This is a genomic window from Noviherbaspirillum sp. L7-7A (assembly GCF_019052805.1).
Lineage (GTDB): Bacteria > Pseudomonadota > Gammaproteobacteria > Burkholderiales > Burkholderiaceae_D > Noviherbaspirillum_A.
The window spans coordinates 892,565-912,403 of sequence record NZ_JAHQRJ010000001.1 but is presented as its reverse complement, the minus strand read 5'-3'; the positions used below and the strand labels follow the sequence as shown (position 1 = coordinate 912,403).

At 63.2% G+C, this 19,839-nt stretch carries 14 protein-coding genes, 1 tRNA gene and 1 pseudogene; 7 read left to right on the top strand and 9 right to left on the bottom strand.

Going from position 1 to position 19,839, the window contains the following annotated elements; genetic code table 11:
* Window positions 1-158: 158 nt before the first annotated feature.
* Window positions 159-1,414: pseudogene (locus tag KTQ42_RS04200) on the bottom strand (cation:dicarboxylase symporter family transporter).
* A 1,361-nt stretch (window positions 1,415-2,775) separates the two neighbouring features.
* On the opposite strand from KTQ42_RS04200, the gene KTQ42_RS04190 reads away from it, so the two are divergent.
* Window positions 2,776-3,702 carry a fasciclin domain-containing protein gene (locus KTQ42_RS04190; protein WP_217344356.1) on the top strand — a complete coding sequence of 309 codons (927 nt, stop codon included), beginning with the start codon at window positions 2,776-2,778 and terminating at the stop codon, window positions 3,700-3,702.
* A gap of 586 nt (window positions 3,703-4,288) precedes the next feature.
* Here KTQ42_RS04190 and KTQ42_RS04185 read toward each other — a convergent pair.
* The 4 genes from KTQ42_RS04185 to KTQ42_RS04170 form a co-directional block, all read right to left on the bottom strand.
* Window positions 4,289-6,142 (bottom strand): feruloyl-CoA synthase, encoded by a 1,854-nt coding sequence (locus tag KTQ42_RS04185; protein ID WP_217344355.1) that lies wholly within the window; start codon window positions 6,140-6,142, stop codon window positions 4,289-4,291.
* Between the two features lie 9 nt (window positions 6,143-6,151).
* Window positions 6,152-7,297, bottom strand: coding sequence for an ABC transporter substrate-binding protein (locus tag KTQ42_RS04180; RefSeq protein ID WP_217344354.1), 1,146 nt, complete (start codon window positions 7,295-7,297; stop codon window positions 6,152-6,154).
* A 62-nt stretch (window positions 7,298-7,359) separates the two neighbouring features.
* On the bottom strand, window positions 7,360-7,803 hold the full coding sequence (locus tag KTQ42_RS04175) for a hotdog fold thioesterase (RefSeq protein WP_217344353.1): 444 nt from the start codon (window positions 7,801-7,803) through the stop codon (window positions 7,360-7,362).
* A gap of 27 nt (window positions 7,804-7,830) precedes the next feature.
* Complete coding sequence (locus KTQ42_RS04170; RefSeq protein WP_217344352.1) at window positions 7,831-9,087, bottom strand: flavin-dependent oxidoreductase; 1,257 nt, start codon at window positions 9,085-9,087, stop codon at window positions 7,831-7,833.
* 196 nt (window positions 9,088-9,283) lie between these two features.
* Between KTQ42_RS04170 and KTQ42_RS04165 the strand changes: the two genes are divergently transcribed.
* Window positions 9,284-11,404, top strand: a complete 2,121-nt coding sequence (locus tag KTQ42_RS04165) for an EAL domain-containing protein (protein WP_349292119.1) — start codon at window positions 9,284-9,286, stop codon at window positions 11,402-11,404.
* Between the two features lie 103 nt (window positions 11,405-11,507).
* Window positions 11,508-12,344 (top strand): thioesterase family protein, encoded by an 837-nt coding sequence (locus tag KTQ42_RS04160; protein ID WP_217344350.1) that lies wholly within the window; start codon window positions 11,508-11,510, stop codon window positions 12,342-12,344.
* Window positions 12,345-12,396: 52 nt separating this feature from the next.
* Here the strand turns inward: KTQ42_RS04160 and KTQ42_RS04155 are convergent, their stop codons facing one another.
* Complete coding sequence (locus KTQ42_RS04155; protein WP_217344349.1) at window positions 12,397-13,281, bottom strand: serine hydrolase; 885 nt, start codon at window positions 13,279-13,281, stop codon at window positions 12,397-12,399.
* 253 nt (window positions 13,282-13,534) lie between these two features.
* On the opposite strand from KTQ42_RS04155, the gene KTQ42_RS04150 reads away from it, so the two are divergent.
* The 4 genes from KTQ42_RS04150 to KTQ42_RS04135 all read left to right on the top strand — a co-directional run bounded on the left by KTQ42_RS04150 (window position 13,535) and on the right by KTQ42_RS04135 (window position 18,257).
* Window positions 13,535-14,701, top strand: coding sequence for an MFS transporter (locus KTQ42_RS04150; RefSeq protein ID WP_217344348.1), 1,167 nt, complete (start codon window positions 13,535-13,537; stop codon window positions 14,699-14,701).
* A gap of 57 nt (window positions 14,702-14,758) precedes the next feature.
* Window positions 14,759-16,609 carry a malto-oligosyltrehalose trehalohydrolase gene (gene treZ, locus KTQ42_RS04145; protein WP_217344347.1) on the top strand — a complete coding sequence of 617 codons (1,851 nt, stop codon included), beginning with the start codon at window positions 14,759-14,761 and terminating at the stop codon, window positions 16,607-16,609.
* Between the two features lie 87 nt (window positions 16,610-16,696).
* A complete protein-coding gene (locus tag KTQ42_RS04140) occupies window positions 16,697-17,749 on the top strand; it encodes an alpha/beta hydrolase (RefSeq protein WP_217344346.1) in 1,053 nt (350 codons plus the stop codon).
* Window positions 17,742-18,257 (top strand): hypothetical protein, encoded by a 516-nt coding sequence (locus KTQ42_RS04135; RefSeq protein WP_217344345.1) that lies wholly within the window; start codon window positions 17,742-17,744, stop codon window positions 18,255-18,257. Before KTQ42_RS04140 ends, KTQ42_RS04135 begins: the two co-directional genes overlap by 8 nt.
* A gap of 70 nt (window positions 18,258-18,327) precedes the next feature.
* On the opposite strand, the gene KTQ42_RS04130 is transcribed toward KTQ42_RS04135, so the two are convergent.
* From KTQ42_RS04130 to KTQ42_RS04120, 3 genes are all read right to left on the bottom strand, one after another.
* Window positions 18,328-18,753: a hypothetical protein gene (locus KTQ42_RS04130; RefSeq protein WP_217344344.1), complete on the bottom strand. Its 426-nt coding sequence runs from the start codon at window positions 18,751-18,753 to the stop codon at window positions 18,328-18,330.
* A gap of 244 nt (window positions 18,754-18,997) precedes the next feature.
* Window positions 18,998-19,082, bottom strand: a tRNA-Leu gene (locus KTQ42_RS04125).
* Between the two features lie 198 nt (window positions 19,083-19,280).
* Entirely contained in the window at window positions 19,281-19,817 is a 537-nt protein-coding gene (locus KTQ42_RS04120) for a phosphoribosyltransferase (RefSeq protein WP_217344343.1), read from the bottom strand.
* Window positions 19,818-19,839 lie beyond the last annotated feature (22 nt).

Genomic DNA, 19,839 nt, shown 5'->3' with positions numbered 1-19,839 from the left:
CCGGAAAGGCCATGCCTGATATCGTCTTCCCGCCGCAAAAAACTTCTTCATCGTCGCTGTGCTGAACCGGGCCGCAACCTGACTGCCTGATCAGATCAGTCTTCTGTACATTGCCTTGCGTGCATGACATGGAAACAGACATGTCCCGGTTTCGCTTGCTAACGCTTTGTCTGGTAGCCAGCTGCATCGCCCGCTTCTTCAATAGCCAATATCACGTCCGGGTTGGCAAGAACATATTCAGCGCGGTTCAGGTCAATCGCATCCTCCATCCGCGATAAGGCAATCGTCGCGACAACGTTGCCGCAGAAGTTTGTGAACGCGCGCGCCTCGGAAATGAACCGGTCTACACCCAGCAACAAGATCACCGCTTCAACAGGCACTTTGCCTGCGACGGTAGCCAACGTAGCCGCAAGGGTGATAAAGCCACCTCCAGTCACCGTTGTCGATCCCTTTGACGTCAGCAGCAGGACACCGAAAATCGTCAGCTGATCAAGCCAGGTGAGATGGATAGCAAGTGCCTGGGACATGAAGGCAATTGCCATCGTGTAGTAGATGCAGGCGCCGTCCAAATTCATCGCATAGCTCATCGGAAGAACCAGAGCTACAACGGCTTTTCTGCATCCGAGCTGCTGCAGTTTGTGAACCAGGGCTGGCAATACTGCTTCATTTGATGCGCAGCCGAATACGATCAGCGCTTCGTCCTTGAAGTATTTCAGGATCGCCCACAACGAGAAGCCAGACAGATGAGTGATACCCCCCAGAATCACCACAATAAAAATGCCGCAGGTCAGATAGAAGCATGCCACTAGCAACCCAAGGCTCGTCAGTGAGCCAATACCGAATTTGCCAATAGTGAACGCCATCGCACCGAATGCCCCTACCGGCGCAAATTGCATGACGATGCCAATGATCCTGAAAAGAGGAACTGTGATCCATTCAAGAACCTCAACGAGTTTCCTGCCAGCTTCCCCGCTCAAGGCCAACGCGAACCCCACAATGATCGCCAGGAATAGGACCTGCAGCATTCGCCCTTGTAGAACGGCTCGATCAGTGACGTCGGGACGATGTTGATGAGAAATTCAATGATGGAAAATGGCTTCCCGGCGGCTTTGTAGAAGGCAACGGCGCTGGTATCGATCAACGCCGGGTCCACATTCATTCCACTCCCTGGTTTGAAGATCAACCCGACCGCCATTCCCGTCACCATCGCGGGAATCGTGACGATTTCAAAATAGATGATTGCTTTAAGTCCCAGGCGGCCTAGCTTGATTGCAGTGCCGCTTTGCGCTTTGGCGATGCCCACCGTAACGGTCACAAAGATCACCGGGGCCACCATCATCTTGACCAGCCGTATGAACAGGTCGCCAAGTGGCTTGAATTTGACAGACAGGTCAGGCGCAAAATGGCCTAGCATGATGCCGAATGTGATCGCCAACAGTGCCTGGACATAGAGCGTTTTTGACTGTTTGAGATGCATTTTTGGGTCGCCTTCAAGACTCGTTATCGTTGATGTTGAGATGAGCAGCCGCACTCGGCGGTATCAATCGAGCGACTCACTCTTTTTCAAAAACGAAGTTCCATATTGGGAAGTCATTTGAAAAGAACGCCTAAGCGTGCGCCAGCCTGTTAGGTAACAGGCGAGTTGTAAAAGGCCATCAGTAAATGGCTATGTGGATGTTGACACGCTACCTAAGGCGAGCTTAAAGGCCGGCGACAGGCGAGCAACCAAACCCGGGCACGGGATAGGGTCCGGCAATCCATCGAATATTGCTGAGGCCATTGCCATGAGATTGGCGCTGACAAGGATTCAGTGCAGCAAGCGCAGCCTGGATCGAGCGCAACGAAACCGGGTCAACCAAAACAGAAATCAGGAATTTTGCTGGCTAGACCGGGGCGGCCATGGCCAACGTCGCCGTCCAGCTGTACACCGCTTCCTCACAGCTGCTTTGCTGAACCAGGCCAAATCATTAAAGACTGATCAAATTAGGACCATGCACAGTGCATTGATTACGTGACATGCAAACAGGCACGCCCGGCTTCGCTTCGCTTAATCAGAATTTTATTTCTTTAAAGAAACCCATTGCGACTAATCTTGCGTAATGCACCATCAAGTATTTCTTGAACTTAAACCATAAAATTACCAATTCAATCCTAGACAAATCCCAATTTGACCTAGACAATCTGTCGAGCAGAGTTTGTTGACCATAAATTCTCCGGCCCCCCGATGACTTCGAAACCGACCACCTTCAGTAATGCCGGCCTATCGATTGCAGTTGTGAGGCCTGACGCCGGCGTGAACAAGAACAATGCACCTTCAGTGCAGAAGCGTTACGGAATGCGTCCTCCTTTCAGCGGCTCAATAGGTAACGAGCCCTGTGAAGTGACGCAGGGCCAGCGGCTTGAGGCGATCAGCGTCCTACTCGATTCCGGCACGCGTCGCGGCATGGAGGTTGCCGTGAGCACTCCTCGTTTCAAGCCTGACTGGATTAGTACAGAACTGTTAAACGTTCTCATTTGTCCAGGACAATTAATGCCGAGGTCCCTGCAACGCCGTTATCCGCAATTGCCTTGCGTCATTTATGAAGACTGCCATCGTAACGTGCGGCATAGCCACTAACTGCGCTATCAGCACTGCAGCACGGTTTGAACTCTGACATCGAAATCGCGCAACTTTTATCAATCTTGGATAAGGGAGGTGAGGCGGCAATCGACATCGTAAGACTTTGACATCCACCCACAACTCATTAACTGATTTCAGTTCTCTGGAGGACGATCATGCTGCGCTGGATCACAGGACTTATAAGTGTTTTGCTGTTTGCCGTCACGGCCGGCTGCGGAGGCAGTGATGATGACCCTAAAAATGTCGTGCAAGTAGCCCAAAGCGACAGTCGTTTCAGCATCCTGGTCGAAGCCGTTCAGGCCGCCGGACTGACCAATACTTTGGCCGCACCCGGCCCAGCCACCGTATTTGCGCCCACCAACGATGCATTTGCAGCGTTGCTCGGTGAGCTGGGGGTAACCAGGGAACAATTGCTGGCCAACAAGCCGTTGCTGACCGCGGTGCTTCAATACCATGTCGTGGCCGGGCAAATCTCGAGCAGCGGGGTTCCTCTGAGTAAGGCCGTTAATTCCGTCGGTGGCGGATTTTTCAAGGTCGACAAAGTCGGTTCCGGCCTGGTGATTACGGATGGGCGCAACCGAACGAGCAAGATTGTCCAGGCTGATATCGCCGCCTCCAACGGTGTCATTCACGCCATCGACAAAGTGCTCCTGCCTGCAAACAAGAACGTCGTGCAAACGGCAGTCGCCACCCCTGACTTCAGCATCCTGGTTGAAGCGGTTACAGCCGCAGGTCTGGGTGAAACCCTCAGCGGTCCTGGGCCTTATACAGTTTTTGCGCCAACCAACGCCGCATTTGCATCACTGTTAACCGAGTTGGGCCTCACCAAGGAACAACTGCTGGCGAACAAGCCGCTGCTAACAAAAGTGCTGACGTACCATGTGGTTCCGGGCCTGGTGCTCAAGGGCGGCGTGCCAATCAATTCGCCGATCAAGACCGTCGAGGGTGAGACGTTCACGGTTAGCCCGGCGTTGGCTATCCTGGATCAGCGTGGACGGCAGTCGAACATTGTCGCCACGGACGTGCTTGCCTCGAATGGCGTCATTCACGCGTTGGACAAGGTGATTCTGCCCGCACCATAAGCGGGTCTGCGGTGGACGGCCAAGGGCCGTCCACCGCCACTGTCCTGAAACGTTGCTCATTGTTTAAGCAAGCCGGAGACAGCGGTAACGCGAAACAAAGAAGACGCGAGCGGCATGCAGGAATATGTGTTCAAGGGGACAGGCCGCTCCAAGCCAAGGGCATACGCGACGCTTACTGCAAACCTCTGCTGCGTCGCCCCTCATTAAACGCATGCAAATCTTTGCAAAGGGGTGAATTCCCCCTTAAATTTCTTCGTCCAGCATGCATAGCCTGGGTTAAGCGAAAGCGAAACCCGGGCCAGCCTGTCGTTAACACAAATCCGGATTGACCAAATCAGCAAGAACCGAATCCAATTCAACAGGACAATGTGAAAGGGTAGCCAGCATCGAACGGGCATTTTCACGGAAGACAGGTCGAACGCTTGTAAGCCTTTTCAGTCAGCGTTGTTGCAGGACGGAGCCCGGCAGGCAGCTTAGGGTAAGCAGATGCATGCTCTTTATCCGGCATGCCGGGCAAGCATGACACCATGGTTAACGCCGGGTGGCGATGCCCGTCCACCCGGCAGGCTACGCCATCACCGAGGGCTCAGCCATCTATGGCAATTACCCCGCCCCCACCCTGCTCCAGCGCGCTGACCATCTGCGCCCGCCGCGCCAGCACGGCGGACTGGTTGATATAACCCTTGTCGGTGATCTCGCCGGCGTCCACCGATGCCGGCTCGCCCATCAGCAGCGCGCGGCTGGCGTAAGTCGAACTGCCGCCGCCGAGCTGGCGCATCGCCTGCAGCCCCTGCCGCACCTTGCCGCGCACGGCCGGATGGGCCAGCGCGTCGGCCGCCGGCGCGTCGGCCGGCAGGCCGGCCAGCGCGCGGCAGGCGGGCAGGTTGGCGAATACCAGGAAGCCGATCTGCTCGCCATCATGGCCGGTCACCACGATGTCCTGCGCCACCGGCGCCAGCAGTTCGATGCCCTTGATGCGCACCGCGCCGACATTGACCCAGGTGCCGCTGGAGAGCTTGAAGTCCTCGGCCACGCGGCCGTCGAACACCAGCCCGGCTTCCGGCTTGCTTTCGTCGGCAAAGCGCACTGCGTCGCCGATGCGGTAATAGCCTTCCTCATCGAAAGCCCTGGCGGTCAGCTCCGGCTGGCCGAGGTAGCCGGGCGTCACATTCGGGCCGCGCACCCGGATTTCCAGCTTGCCGGCGGCCGGCAGCAGCTTCAGCTCCACCCCTGGCGCCGGCAGCCCGATCACGCCGGAGCGCGGCGCCTGGAAATGGCAGTCGGTGGCCAGCGGCGCGGTCTCGGTCGAGCCCCATGCGGTCACCATGGGCACCGGCTGGCCGGTTTCCTGGACCGACAGCGCGATCAGGTCTTCCCACAGGTTCTGCGGCAGGGCCGAGCCGGCATAGAACATCAGCTGCAGCCGTGAAAAGAAATTGCGGCGCAGCGGGGCATCGGCGCGCAGGGCCGACACCAGCATGTCGAAGCCGCGCGGCACATTGAAGTACAGGGTCGGCGCGATCTCGCGCAGATTGGCGATGCTGGCGTCGAACAGGCCCGGCGCGGGCTTGCCGCCATCGATATACAGCGTGCCGCCATGGCGCAGCACGAGGTTGAAATTGTGGTTGCCGCCGAAGGTGTGATTCCAGGGCAGCCAGTCGACGATCACCGGCGGCGTCTCGGCCAGGAAGGGCCAGAGCTGGGCCTTGGCCTGCTGCGAGGCGCACAGCATGCGCTGGGTGTTGATCACGCCCTTGGGCTCGGCGATGGAGCCGGAGGTAAACAGGATCTTGGCCACGGTATCGGGGCCGACCAGCGCATGCCGCGCATCGACCGCGGCCTCGTCCCCATGCGCCAGCAAACTGGAAAACGGCTGCGCGCCGGCGGGTACATCGCCATCGTCCGACACCACCAGCCGCGCCTGGTGCAGGCCTTCGATGGCGGCCAGCGCGGCGCCGTAGCGCTGAGCCGACGCCGCATACAGCAGGCCGGGCTGCAGGCGCGACACCAGCGCGCGCAGCTTGGCATGGTCGCGTGACATCAGCGAATACGCCGGCGACAGCGCGGCATACGGTATGCCCACATGCAGGCAGGCCAGCATCAGCAGCGCATGTTCGATGCCGTTGTCCGACAGGACCGCTACCGGCCGCCCTTCCGGCAGGCCCATGCCCAGCAGGCTGGCGGCAATGCGCCTGACCTGTTGCCGCGCCTGGCCGTAGCGCAGCTCCCGCCATGCGCCGTCGCCATCGCGCTCGGCCAGGAACAGCCGCTGCGGCGCATGGTCCGCCCAGTATTCGAGGTCGACGCCCACGCAGCGCGGATAGGCCTGCAGCGGCTGCGGCGAAGACAGCAGGATGGCGCCGTCCTCGCGCCGTGACAGCCGCACCTGCGGCGCGGCGAACAGCCGCGCCGGGTCGCGTGATGTGATCACGGATGCCATGTCAGCCTCCTATTTGGCGTCGCCCAGCAGCTTCCATTCGCCCTTGTCGATACGCACCAGCACCCGCGCCCGGTCGTCGTGGCCGTAATGATTGGTCGGGCTCATGTTGAATACGCCATGCGCGCCCACCACTTCCCGTCCCGACTCGATGGCGTCGCGCAGCGCCTGGCGGAAGGCCGGCGTGCCCGGCTGGCCGCTCTTGAGCGCGGTCGGCACCGCCGCCTCGAACAGCTTGTAGGCATCGAGCATGTGGGCGCCGAAGGAAGACACCGTGCCGGCGCCGTATTTCTCCTCGTACTGGCGGGTGTAGTCGACGCCGACCTTCTTCGACGGATGGGTCTCGGGCAATTGGGCCGCCACCACCACCGGCCCCACCGGCAGCACCGCGCCTTCCACCGCCTTGCCGCCCACCCGCATGAACTCCTTGTTGGCCGCGCCATGGCTCTGGTAGATCTTGCCCTTGTAGTTGCGCTCGGCCAGCGCCGTTTGCGGCAGCGCCGCCGGCGTGCCGGAGCCGGCGATCATGATGGCGTCCGGATTGGCCGCGACCAGCTTGACCACCTGGCCGGTGACGCTGGTGTCGGTGCGGTTGTAGCGCTCGCTGGCCACCACCTTGATGCCGGCCGCTTCCGCCGCCTTGGTCATCTCGCGCGCCCAGCCTTCGCCATAGCCGTCGGCAAAGCCGATGAAGCCAAGCGTCTTGACGCCGGCCGCCTTCATGTGGCTGGCCAGCGCCTGCGCCATCAGCGCATTGTGCTGCGGTACCACAAAGACCCAGTTCTTCTTGGCATCGGCCAGCTCCACCGGCGCCAGCGCGATCTGCGGCGTCCTGGTCTCGCTGGCGACCTCGGCAATGGCCAGCGCAGTGGGCACCGCCGACGAGCCGAAGATGATGTCGGCATTGTTCTCGGTGACGAACTTGCGGGCGTTCTTGTTGGCTTCGGTCGGATTGGTGGCGTCGTCGAGAATCACGTAGTTGATCTTCTGCCCGGCCACGCTGGTGGGCAGCAGTGCGGCCGTGTTTTTCTCGGGAATGCCCAGGGATGCCGCCGGGCCGGTGGCGGATACGGAAATGCCCACCGTGATGTCGGCCCAGGCCGGCAGCGCGGCGAAGGCAAGGGTGATGGCGGCGGCGATGCGGTTTGCTGATGTCATGCTGGTCTCCTCTGTCGTTGTTTTATCGGGTGATGACTGTTCAGATTGTGGTGAGTATGAAGCTAGCCTGGCGATTGGGCTGACGGCCGGCGCAGCACCGACATGGTCAGGCGCGACACGCATACCAGCGCGTCGGCTTCGTTGGTGATATGGATCTGCCACACATGGGTGGATTTGCCGATGTGCAGCGCTCGCGCGGTGCCGGTGACCCAGCCGCTGCTGGCGCCGCGCACATGGTTGGCATTGATGTCCAGGCCGACGCAATAGAATTTTTCCTGGTCCACGCACAGGTTGGCCGCGCAGCTGCCGACCGATTCGGCCAGCAGCACCGAAGCGCCGCCGTGCAGGATGCGGAACGGCTGCACGGTGCGGGCGTCGACCGGCATGCGCGCGGCCAGCCAGTCTTCGCCGATGCCGCAGAACTCGATGCCCATATGGCCTTCGGCGGTATCGACATGCCGCTCTTTCAGGTCTTCCAGCGTGAATGATTTCTTCCAGATCGCCATGTGGCTCCCTTGTTGGTATTGAGCGGTTCAGCGGTTCGGCGTGGCGGCCAGCGACTGCTTGTCGAAGCCGGCCAGGCGCTTGTAGCGCTGCGAGATGGCTTCCCGCTCGGCATGGGAAATCACGTCGTCAATATTGGCAAAGCCATTGGGCGCCCTTTCCTCGGCCATCTGCATCACCTGCTCCGGTCCGTTCATGCGGTTGCGCAGCACGATGCCGGCGGTGCGCGGCAGCCGCTCGGCCTCGTACTCCTTCAACGCATACAGCAGGCTGCTGCGGCCATCGCCGCAATCGGCCAGGCAGTCGGCCAGGTAGCGGGCATCGAGTATCGCCTGCGCGCTGCCGTTGGAGCCGATCGGGTACATCGGATGGGCGGCGTCGCCCATCAGCGTGACCCGGCCCACGGTCCAGCGCGGCAGCGGGTCGCGGTCCACCAGCGGGAATTCGTAGATAGTGGCGGCGCCCTCGATGATGGCCGGGATATCGATCCAGTCCCACTTCCAGTCGGCGAAGGCAGGCGCGAACACCGAGCGGTCGACCCGCTTGTTCCAGTCGGTCGGCGGCGGCGCGCCATCCGGCACCCGCAGTTCGGCGATCCAGTTGATCAGCGAGCGGCCCTGCTGCCGCAGCGGCTCGGAAATCGGATAGGCGACGAATTTCTGGTCCTGGTGTCCCGCCATGAACATCGAGCGGCCATCCATGAAGGGCTGGGTCTCGGTGATGGCGCGCCACAACATGCGCCCGGAAAAGCGCGGCTCGTCCCCGACCGGATGCAGCAGGCGCCGCAGCGCCGAATGGATGCCGTCGGCGCCGACCAGCACGTCGGCCCGGGTTTCCACCAGCGCGTTGTCGGTGCGGCGCCGGAAGCGGGCCACCACGCCCGCCTCATCCTGCTCGAAGGATTCCAGCGTATGGCCCTGATGGACCTGGCCGGCGCCGATGCGCTGCGTGGCGGCCCGCAGCAACGCCATCTGCAGCGCGCCGCGATGGATGGAAAACTGCGGCCAGTCGTAGCCGGCGGCGCGGCCGCGCGGCTCGACCCAGATCTGCTGCCCATGCCGGTTGTAGTACGCCAGCTGGGATGTCTTGACGCCGATCTCGGCCAGCGTGTCTTCCAGCCCCAGCTCGGACAATTCCTTGACCGCATGGGGCAGCAGATTGATGCCCACGCCCAGCGGTTTCAACTCCTCAACGGCTTCCCATACTTCAGCCTCGATGCCGCGCTTGTGCAGCATGAGCGCCAAGGCCAGGCCGCCAATGCCGGCGCCGGCGATTGCAATCTTCATAGTCATCCCCTGATATGGCGCGCCAGCTGACCTGGTCGCGTCGCCGCTCTGACGGCAGTGCGGCCGATTCTATAACACAAGCGAGCGGCATTCGCCCTAAACACACTAAAGCGAAGGGTCATCACCATTTTGTGAACACTGTTAAAATGTTGCCTTAAATCACTATCTGCATCACCGATTGCGAATGGATTACCCCTTGACTTATCTGACCGGCAGCTATCATCCGGGCCTCGTGCTTCTTTCGGTTGCGGTAGCCATGATGGCTTCCTATACCGCGCTCAATCTCGCCGGCCGGGTGACCGAAACGGAGGGCCGCACCAGCCTGCTGTGGCTGGCCGGAGGGGCGGTGGCGATGGGCAGCGGCATCTGGGCCATGCACTTCATCGGCATGCTGGCCTTCAGCCTGCCGATCCGCCTGAGCTACGAAATCAACACCACCCTGCTGTCGCTGCTGGTGGCGATCGGCGTGTCCGCCTTTGCGCTGCGCATCGTCACCCGGCCCACCGTGCGCATGCTGCATTTCCTGGTCGGCGGTCTGCTGATGGGGCTGGGCATTTGCGGCATGCATTACATGGGCATGCATGCCATGCGGATGGACCCGGCGATCCATTACGACACGGCCGGCCTGCTGGCATCGATTGCGATTGCCGTGGTTGCCTCGGTCGCCGCGCTGTGGCTGGCCTTCACGCTGCGCAGCGGCCAGAACCTGGCGGCGCATGCGAAGAAGGCCGGCGCCGCGGCGATCATGGGCCTGGCCGTGATTGCGATGCATTACACCGGCATGGAAGCGGCGCGTTTCGATGTGGCCAGCATCTGCATGGTCGAGGGCGGCGTCGACGGCAACTGGCTGGCCGCGCTGGTCGGCCTGGCCTCGCTGTCGCTGCTGAGCATTACGCTGCTGCTGTCGGTGGTGGATTCGCGGCTGGCCTCGCGCACCGCCGGCCTGGTCAGTTCGCTCAGCCATGCCAACCGGCAGCTGCATCACATGGCGCTGCATGACAGCCTGACCCGGCTGCCCAACCGCAGCCTGCTGGAAGACCGGATCTGCCAGGCCATTGCCTCCGGCGAACGTTCGGGCAAGGGCTTTGCGCTGATGTTCCTCGATCTCGACCGCTTCAAGACCATCAACGACTCGCTGGGCCATCACTACGGCGACAAGCTGCTCCAGGGCGTGGCCGAGCGCCTGGGCCAGGCGCTGCGGGGCGAGGACACCGTGGCGCGCCTCGGCGGCGATGAATTCGTGGTGCTGCTGGCCGACGTGGCCTCGCCCCGCGCAGCCGCCAACGTCGCCCAGAAGCTGCTCGACCGGCTGGCGCTGCCGATCGAGGTGGAAGGCCAGGAGCAGAATGTCTCGGTGAGCATCGGCATCAGCCTCTATCCGGAAGACGGCAGCCATTTGCGCGACCTGATGAGCAATGCCGACAGCGCGATGTACTACGCCAAGAAAATGGGCCGCGCCAACTTCCAGTTCTTCACGCCGCAGATGAATGCCGCCGCCGGCGCCCGCCTGGCGCTGGAAAGAGACCTGCGCCGCGCGCTCGACCTGGGCGAGTTCGAACTGCATTACCAGCCCAAGGTTGATGTCGCCAGCGGCGCGGTGCAGGCGATGGAGGCGCTGGTGCGCTGGCGCAGCCCCGAGCGCGGCCTGGTGGCGCCGAATGAATTCATTCCGGTGGCCGAGGACATCGGCCTCATCATCCCGCTGGGCGCCTGGGTGCTGCGCGAGGCCTGCCGCCAGAACCGCGCATGGCAGCTTGCCGGCCTGGCGCCGTTGCGGGTAGCGGTGAACCTGTCGGCCTACCAGTTCGCCCAGAACAACCTGCCCGACTTCGTCGCCGGCGTGCTGGCGGAAACCGGCATGGCCGCGAGTTGCCTGGAACTGGAGGTGACGGAAAGCGTGGTGATGCACAATCCGGCCGAGGCGGCGCTGATCCTGGAGCGGCTGCATGCGCAGGGCATCCATATTTCCGTGGATGACTTCGGCACCGGCTATTCCATCCTCAGCTATCTCAAGCAGTTCCGCCTCGACACCCTGAAGATCGACCGCTCCTTCGTGCGCGACATCAGCTCGGATGCCGACGACGCCGCCATCGTGCGCTCCGTCATTGCGCTGGCGCACAGCCTGCGGCTGCGGGTGATCGCCGAAGGCGTGGAAACCGACGAGCAGCTGGCCTACCTGCGCCAGCTGGGCTGCGACCAGTATCAGGGTTACCTGAGCAGCAAGCCGCTGCCGGCGGCCGAGTTCGAAGCGATGCTGCGCGCCACGCCGGACCCTGCGCCAGTCCCTGCGTCGGCACCTGCACCCAGGGCGGCCTGAAGCGGCGCATCGCGGCCGGATCGGCCGGGCACCGCTACCCGTGTTTTTCCAGTCGCCCTTAGAATGACGGCCAGACCCGCATTCCGTCATAAAAAGGAGAACCATGGAGACCACCCAGCCAGAAGCAGCACATGTGCTCGACACCGCAATCGCCCTCTCCCCGGACAGCGAGCGCGGCCCCGGCCATTACCTCGGCCATACCAGCCCGGCCTACGGCAACATGGTGGGCCCCTTTGGCGGCACCATTGCCGCCACACTGCTCAATGCCATCCTGCGGCATCCGGAAAAGCTGGGCGACCCGCTGTCGCTGACCGTGCATTACGCAGCCCCGATTGCCGACGGCCAGTTCGAGGTGCAGGCGCGTGCCTTGCGGACCAACCGCACCACCCAGCACTGGATGGTGGAACTGCGCCAGCAGGACCAGGTTGCGGCCTTCGCCACCGCGGTCACCGCGATCCGGCGCGACACCTGGGGCGCGACCGACGCCAGCTTCCCGCTGGCGCCGCCGCCGTCCAGCGTGGCACAGGCGCCAGCCCACCCGCGCGCCGCCTGGACCGGCCGTTACGAGATGCGCTTCATCGCCGGCGGCATGGCGCCGGATCAGAGCGACGCCAGCGGCCATCCATCCGAAACCCGGCTCTGGATTCGCGACCAGCCACCCAGGCCGCTCGACTTCCCTGCCCTTGCATCGATCTGCGACGCGTTCTTCCCGCGCATCTTCCTGCGCCGCGCAAGCTGGACCCCGGCCAGCACCGTGGCGCTGACCACCTACTTCCACGCCGATGCGGCGCAACTGGCCGCGCAGGGCGACGCGCCGCTGCTGGCGGTGGCCCGCGGGCAAAACTATGGCAAGGGGTTTTTCGATCAGAGCGCGGAGATCTGGAGCGCCGGCGGCGTGATGCTGGCAGCCAGCCACCAGGTGGTGTACTTCAAGGAGTAGCAAGGCGTGAACCCCGGCAGCAGCGAGTCGATGCGGCCGCCGTGAAAAACCATCAGAGCTGCGCGACCAGCGTCCTGGAACGGCGTGACGGCTTGGCATGGCGCGCGGCCTTGCGCTTGGGCGCCGGCGTTGCCGAGGCTTCCATCAGGGGTTCGCCGCGCACCAGGCGATGCAGATTCATCGCGTCGGCGGTGCGTATCACCGACTCGCGGGCATTGAGCAGCACCATCACGGTGGAACGGCCGGCTGCCTTGACCCGCATCACCAGGCAGCGGCCCGCCTCGCGGGTGAAGCCGGTCTTGGACAGGCGGATATCCCAGGCGCTGTTGCCCACCAGCCGGTTGGTATTGCGGTAATGGGTGGCGGCGCCCTCGACGTCGATCAGGTCGGCCGACGAGGTGGTGAGCCGCTCGATCTCGGGATAGCGCCCGGCCGCCATCACCATTTTCGCCAGGTCGGTGGCGGTGGAGGTGTTGTGCGGCGACAGCCCGGTGGGCTCCTCGATGTTGGTGCGGCGCAGACCGAGCTCCATGGACTTGCCGCGCACCGCCTGGCGGAAGCCGTCCAGCCCGCCCGGATAGGTGCGCGCAAGCGCAAAGGCGGCGCGGTTATCCGACGACATCAGCGCCAGTTCCAGCAGCGTCCCCCGCGGAAAGGTGGCGCCCACGGGCACCCGCGACGAACTGTGCTTCAGGGTGTCGACATCCTGCTCGCTGATCGTGACCGGCTCCTGCAGGTCGAGTCCGGCATCGAGCACCACCATCGCGGTCATCAGCTTGGTCAGGGAAGCAATCGGGACGATGTCATTGGCATTCTTTTCGAGCAGCACAGCGCCGCTGTCCTCGTCGATCAGTAGCGCATGCCGCGAGCCCAGCGATACCGCGCTGGCCGATACCGTCAGGGTCAGTAATGCCGTCACCAATGCTGTCTTGATCATCGCCGCACCATAATTGTTCCAAAGAAAGAATGATAGCGAGAAATTAGGTGCGATTATGAAATAAATAGTTCGATTGCAATAAAATTTTTCACGCAGGCGTTGGGCATCAAAGGCATCCGGCACGGTCGAAGCAGGCTGCCGGGGCCAATGCGGTACGTACCGGATCAAACATTGACCTCCTGCACGCTGACATTGGCGGATTGCTTCCCTAGAATTGCGCTATCGGCATTTTCTTTTTGCAACGATTTCCTTCATGCCGTCCAACGACATCGCTTCCCCCCTGCTGCTGCGTTCCAAGGTTTCAGCCGTTAGCCAACGCATTGCCAACCCCATCAACTTCATCCTGCTCGGCATGGTGTACGCCAGCTGGGCTGCCCGCGTGCCGGCGGTGCGGGATGCCTTGCAGCTCGATGCCGCCGAACTCAGCCTTGCCCTGCTCGGCGGTGGCGCCGGCGCGGTGCTGTCCTTTCCGGTGGCAGCCGGCCTGGTGCGCTGGCTGGGTGCGCGGCTGGCATCCTGCGCCGCCGGCCTGACGATGATGCTGTCGCTGCTGTGCATTGCGCTGTCGCCGTCGCTGCCCTGGCTGGCCGCCTCGGTCTTCCTGTTCGGCGCGTCGACCAGCTGCTTCGATGTCTCCATCAATGCGCTCGGCGCCGTCAGCGAAAAGGCGGCCGGCCGCTCCATCATGTCCATGCTGCATGCCTGGTTCTGCGCCGGCGCGCTGGCGGGCGCCCTGCTGGGCAGCGCGGCGGCCAGCGCCGGCTTGCCGGTGCTGCAGCATTTCATCCTGCTGGCCTTGCCCATGGCGGCACTGCAACTGGCCAACAGCCGCTGGCTGCCGCGCGACGAGCCGGGCCCGTCGTCGCATGCGCCGCTCTATGCGCTGCCGCATGGCCCGCTGGCGATGCTGGGCATCATCGGCTTTTTCGGCGCAATGGCCGAGGGCTCGGTGGGCGACTGGAGCGGCGTCTACCTGAAGGACATCCTGCATGCCGCCGACGGCGTGGCGCCGCTTGCCTTTGCCGGATTCACCGGCATGATGCTCGTAGCCAGGCTCTTCTGCGACCGGCTGAAAGATCGTTTTGGCGCGCGCCGCGTGGTTGCGTGCAGCGCGCTATGCGCGGCCGGCGGCCTGGGCCTGGCGACGGCGGCGGCGAACCTGCCGCTGACGCTGGCCGGCTTTGCGCTCACCGGCGCAGGCCTGGCCTCCGTATTTCCCTTTGTGTTCAGCGCCGGCGGCCGCCATGGCCCGACCGCGCTGGCCGGCGTTGCCACGCTCAGCTACAGCGGCAGCCTGCTCGGCCCGCCCGTGATCGGCATGATCGCCCACAGCCAGGGCATGCAGGCCGCGATCGGCTTCCTGGCCGTGGTCTGCATCGCCATTTCACTGGCGTCGCTGAAGACGGCCGCGCTGGACTAGCCGGACACGGCGCATCCGATTGACATTGACATTGATACAGGCACCGGAGTCACTTTCATGCTTACCCAGGACATGCCCGACAAGGCTCTCTCCGACATCCCCTCCACCACCTATGGCGCCACCCTGCTGGCGCCCGACCTGACCAGCTTCCGGCTGTGGGCGCCCAATGCCGGCCGGGTAGACGTCGTGCTCAACCATGGCGAGCGCAGCGTGGCGATGCAGGCGCTCTCCGACGGCTGGTTCGAGGCCATCGTCGACTGCGGCGCCGGCACCCGCTACATGTTCTGCCTGGACGGCGACCTGCAGGTGCCGGACCCGGCCTCGCGCGCCCAGGAAAGCGATGCGCACGGCCCCAGCATCGTGATGGACCCGGGCAGCTACCAGTGGCGCGACCGCGACTGGCGCGGCCGGCGCTGGGAACAGACCGTGCTGTACGAGCTGCATGTGGGCGCCTGCGGCGGCTTTGCCGGCGTGACGGAGATGCTGCCGGCGCTGGCGCGGCTGGGCATCACCGCTGTCGAGCTGATGCCGATCGCCGCCTTTCCCGGCAGCCGCAACTGGGGCTACGACGGCGTGCTGCAATATGCGCCCGAAACGACCTATGGCACGCCTGACCAGCTCAAGGCCCTGGTCGACACTGCCCATGCGCTTGGCGTGCAGGTCTTCCTGGACGTGGTCTACAACCACTTCGGGCCCGACGGCAATTACCTCAACGCCTATGCCCGCACCTTCTTCCGGCATGACGTCGATACGCCCTGGGGCGCGGCGATCGATTTCAGGCGCGCCGAGGTCAAGGAATTCTTCGTCCAGAATGCGCTGTACTGGCTCAATGAATTCCACATCGACGGCCTGCGCATGGATGCGCTGCATGCGATCAATGAGCAGGACTGGCTGCCCGAACTGGCAAGCGACATCCGCGCCCGGGTTGCCTCCGACCGCTGCGTCCACCTGGTGATGGAGCATGAGGACAATGCGGCCCACCTGATGCCATCGGCATTCAATGCGCAATGGAATGATGACGGCCATCATGCGCTGCATGTGCTGCTGACCGGCGAGACCGAGGGCTATTACGCCGACTATGCGGAAGAGTCCGCCGCCAAGCTGTGCCGCTGCCTGGAACAGGGCTTCATCTACCAGGGCGAGCCGTCGCCGCACCGCAAGGGCGTGCCGCGCGGCCGGCCCAGCGGCCACCTGCCGCCGTCGGCTTTCGTGCTGTTCCTGCAGAACCACGACCAGATAGGCAACCGCGCCTTCGGCGAACGCCTGACCACCCTTACCCGCCCGGCCGCGCTGCGCGCCGCGATGGCGCTGCTGCTGCTGTCGCCGCAGATACCGCTGCTGTTCATGGGCGAGCCCGTGGGCGCCACCGAGCCGTTCCGCTACTTCACCGACTACAGCGACGAGCAGCTGGCCGAAGCCGTGCGGGAAGGCCGGCGCAATGAGTTCGCCGCATTCGAGGCTTTCGAGGATCCCGAAACAAGGGCCGCGATTCCCGATCCCAACGATGCCAGCACCTTCGAAGCATCGATACCCACCACCATCACCGACACCGACCTCAGCGCCAACCGCCGCCGCTGGCTGAAATGGACGCGTTCCCTGCTGGCCGCCCGGCATGCCCACATCATCCCGCGCCTGGCCGGCTGCAGCGCCGACCGCGCCCGGGTGCTGGGCAGCCATGCGGTGGAAGCACGCTGGAAATTGGGCGACGGCACGCTGCTGCAGATTGCGGTGAACTTGTGCGACAGCCCCATCCCTTATGAGACGGATGCGCTGCCTGGAGAACTGCAGAGCATGCTGCTGTTCGAAACCCCGGGCGCCGTGCAGGGCGTACAGAATCGGGTGCTCCCTGGCGATGGCCTGATTGCCCTGCTGATACCCTCTGCGTCTGCGCAAGCCGGCCCGGCGTAAATCGTTGTAGCCTGACTTCAACAGGAACTTGCCTAAGACACAAGGGTCACAAGGCCAATCACGGACTTACTTCAACCAGACTGCTAGATGCCGAACTTAAAACACAAAGACACCGTCAGGCAGGTTGGCGGCGCCCTCCTCGCCACCGGCGCAGTGCTGGCGGCTTCTGCCCTCTATACCCAGTGGCGCACCCGCCAGGCCGAACGCAACAATCCGCCGCAGGGCGAATTCATCGATATCGACCGGGTGCGGCTGCACTACATCGACCGCGGCACCGGCCCTGCCGTCGTGCTGATACACGGCAATGGCAGCATGATCCGGGATTTCGAGCTCAGCGGCATCGTCGACCGGCTTGCCCAGACCAACCGGGTGATCGTCTTCGACCGCCCGGGCTATGGCCACAGCGACCGTCCGGACTTCCGCAACTTCGACCCGCGCTCGCAGGCCGCGCTGTTGCGCCGGGCCCTGCTGCGATTGCATGTCGAAGACCCGGTGATCGTGGGCCATTCCTGGGGCAGCCTGGTGGCCTTATGGATGGGCATCATGCATCCGAACGCAATACGTGGCCTGGTGCTGATCTCGGGCTACTACTATTCCTCGCTGCGGCTGGATGTGCCCATCCTGTCGCTGCCGGCGGTGCCTTATCTGGGCACCTTCCTGCGCTACTCCATCTCGCCGGTGATGAGCCGCCTGATGTGGCCGCTGATCAAGCGCCGCATCTTCGGCCCGCCCGCCACGCCGGAGCCATTCGCCTCGCAATATCCGGTCTGGATGGCATTGCGTCCCGGACAGCTGTACGCAAGCGCCAGCGAGACCGCCATGATGCAGGGCGCCGCCAGCGAGCTGGCGCCGCAGTTCGAGCGCCTGAAGGTGCCGGTGACCCTGGTAGCCGGCAGCGCCGACCGCCTGGTATCGTCCAGGGCCCAGACCCAGCGGCTGCACAAGGCGATCCGCACCAGCAAGCTGCATCTGATCAAGGGCGCCGGCCACATGGTGCATCATGAAGCGCCCGATGAAGTCGTGATGGCGATCCGCGAGGCGCTGAAGGAACGCGCGCCCAGCCAGCCACAATTGTCGGGTGCGGCCAACACTACTGCCCATGACCTGTATGGCACCCATAAGGGGATTTCACATGGCTGATCCGATTCTCCAGGTGGCGCTGCGCGCGCTGGCTTCCGGCACCGTGGCCGGCATCACCACCGCGGCGACCGCCGCCGTTGCCGGCAAGCGCGAGGACAACGCCTATGCTGCCCCGATCAATGCCACCAGCCACATCGTCTGGGGCGACGAGGCGGCGTCGCAGGATGCGCCGTCGCTGAAATACACGCTGACCGGCTTTCTGCTCAATCATGCGTCGGCCGTGTTCTGGGCGATGTTCTATGAAAAGCTGTTCGGCCGCCGCCGCCGCGTACTGGGCGCAAGGGACAGCCTGGTCAAGCCACTGCTGGGCGCGGCCGCCGTCAGCGCCGGCGCCTACCTGACCGACTACTACCTGGTGCCCAAGCGCTTCACGCCGGGCTACGAGAAACGGCTCTCGGGCCAGTCGATGACCGCCATCTACGGCATGCTGGCACTGGGGCTGGTAGCCTATGACCTGTTCGATGCGGCCAATTCACGCCGCAAGGTAACCTACCCGCGTCGCAGCTAGCGTGCTGTTGACTTGCCTGGTTCAGGCGAACCCAGGACAAATTGGCTCCGTAACAGGGCATGGGAATGGGCTAGGGCTGCGAAGCGCCGTTGGCGGCAAGTGACTGCGCCAGGGCCGCCCGCAATTCCTTGTAAAGGAGTTCAGGCTGCTCATCGGTGCGCATCTGGGACAGATTGAACAGTCCGTTCGCGCCCAGTGTTTTCATTGCGGTGCGGATGCCGCGGGTAATCGCGCTCGACAACATTCCTTCGTCGCGCAGCACACCCCAGAACGGTATGGTGCGCAGGGCCTCATTGGCCTTGGCGTACTTGAGAAGATCGAACATGCGGCCGTCGTCGAAATGCACGCCACAGGCGATCATATGCACTTCCTGCGTCAACGACGACTGCGCCTCCGGCAGCGATGTGCACACAATTAGATCGAATTCGTCGCCCATCACTTCGCGCATCAATGGCGCGTCTTCCGGGCGAATGGCAACAACGATCCTGTATCTCATGCCTGCTCCTCATCGGTGTTCATGACATCGGGTGCGCATTCTTCCGACAGCCATTCAGGCGCGAGTGTAAGTTCCCGCCGGCCCGATGTAAATCCGCATGCGTGATCAGCGCATCGGCAGCCGTGAGCTGCGTCCAGGGCGCCCTCGCCTTCCCGCTTTAGCGGTGCGCGGCAAATGCATGCCATTCAATGGCATTCGCCAAATGAAAAAGGCCGGTTGACGAATCAACCGGCCTTTCAAATTGTGGTGCCCACGGAGGGACTCGAACCCCCACACCTCGCGGCACATGGACCTGAACCATGCGCGTCTACCAATTCCGCCACGTGGGCTTCGCTTCGCGCTGCTGCCTGTTTCTGCTTCAGCGCTTGCGGAGAGCCAGAACTATATAGAACATCCGCAACCCGGTCAATGCTTCGGCAACATAAATTTTTCCGGAGGCCATATCGGCCAATTTCCGTTGCGCCACGGGACGCCAATAAAAAAAGCCGGACCAGGTCCGGCGTTTGCAATGACTTCAGGCGGCGCGCTTACTTGCTCTCGCCCTTCTTCATCCAGGCGGAAAGCTGATGCGGACGCAGGCCATCATATTCCTCAAACGGCTGGTGGATCCAGGGATTGGTGTCCAGATATTGCAGGTAGAAATCCGGGCGCACCGAAGAACAGGCCTTGCACCAGATCACGGCCGACTTCACTTCCGTTACCGCCGGGAAGTTGGTCTTCAGATGCGACTGCACCTGCTCCAGCGTCACCCCGGAATCGACCAGATCGTCCACCAGCAGCACCCGGCCCGACAGCGCGCCGCGGGTCATGGTGATGTGCTTGGCGATGTCGAGGTTGCCGCGCACCGTGCCCTCTTCCTCGCGATAGGAACTGGTCGACAGGATCGCCAGCGGCACGTCGAAGATGCGCGAAAAGATATCGCCCGGACGCATGCCGCCGCGCGCCAGGCACAGCACGTGGTCGAAGCGCCAGCCCGACTCATGCACCATCAGCGCCAGCGATTCGATCGCGCGGTGATATTCATCCCAGGAGACCCAGAGGTCCTTGTCCGTAGAAACCGGCATTATTCTCTTCCTTCTTTTAGAA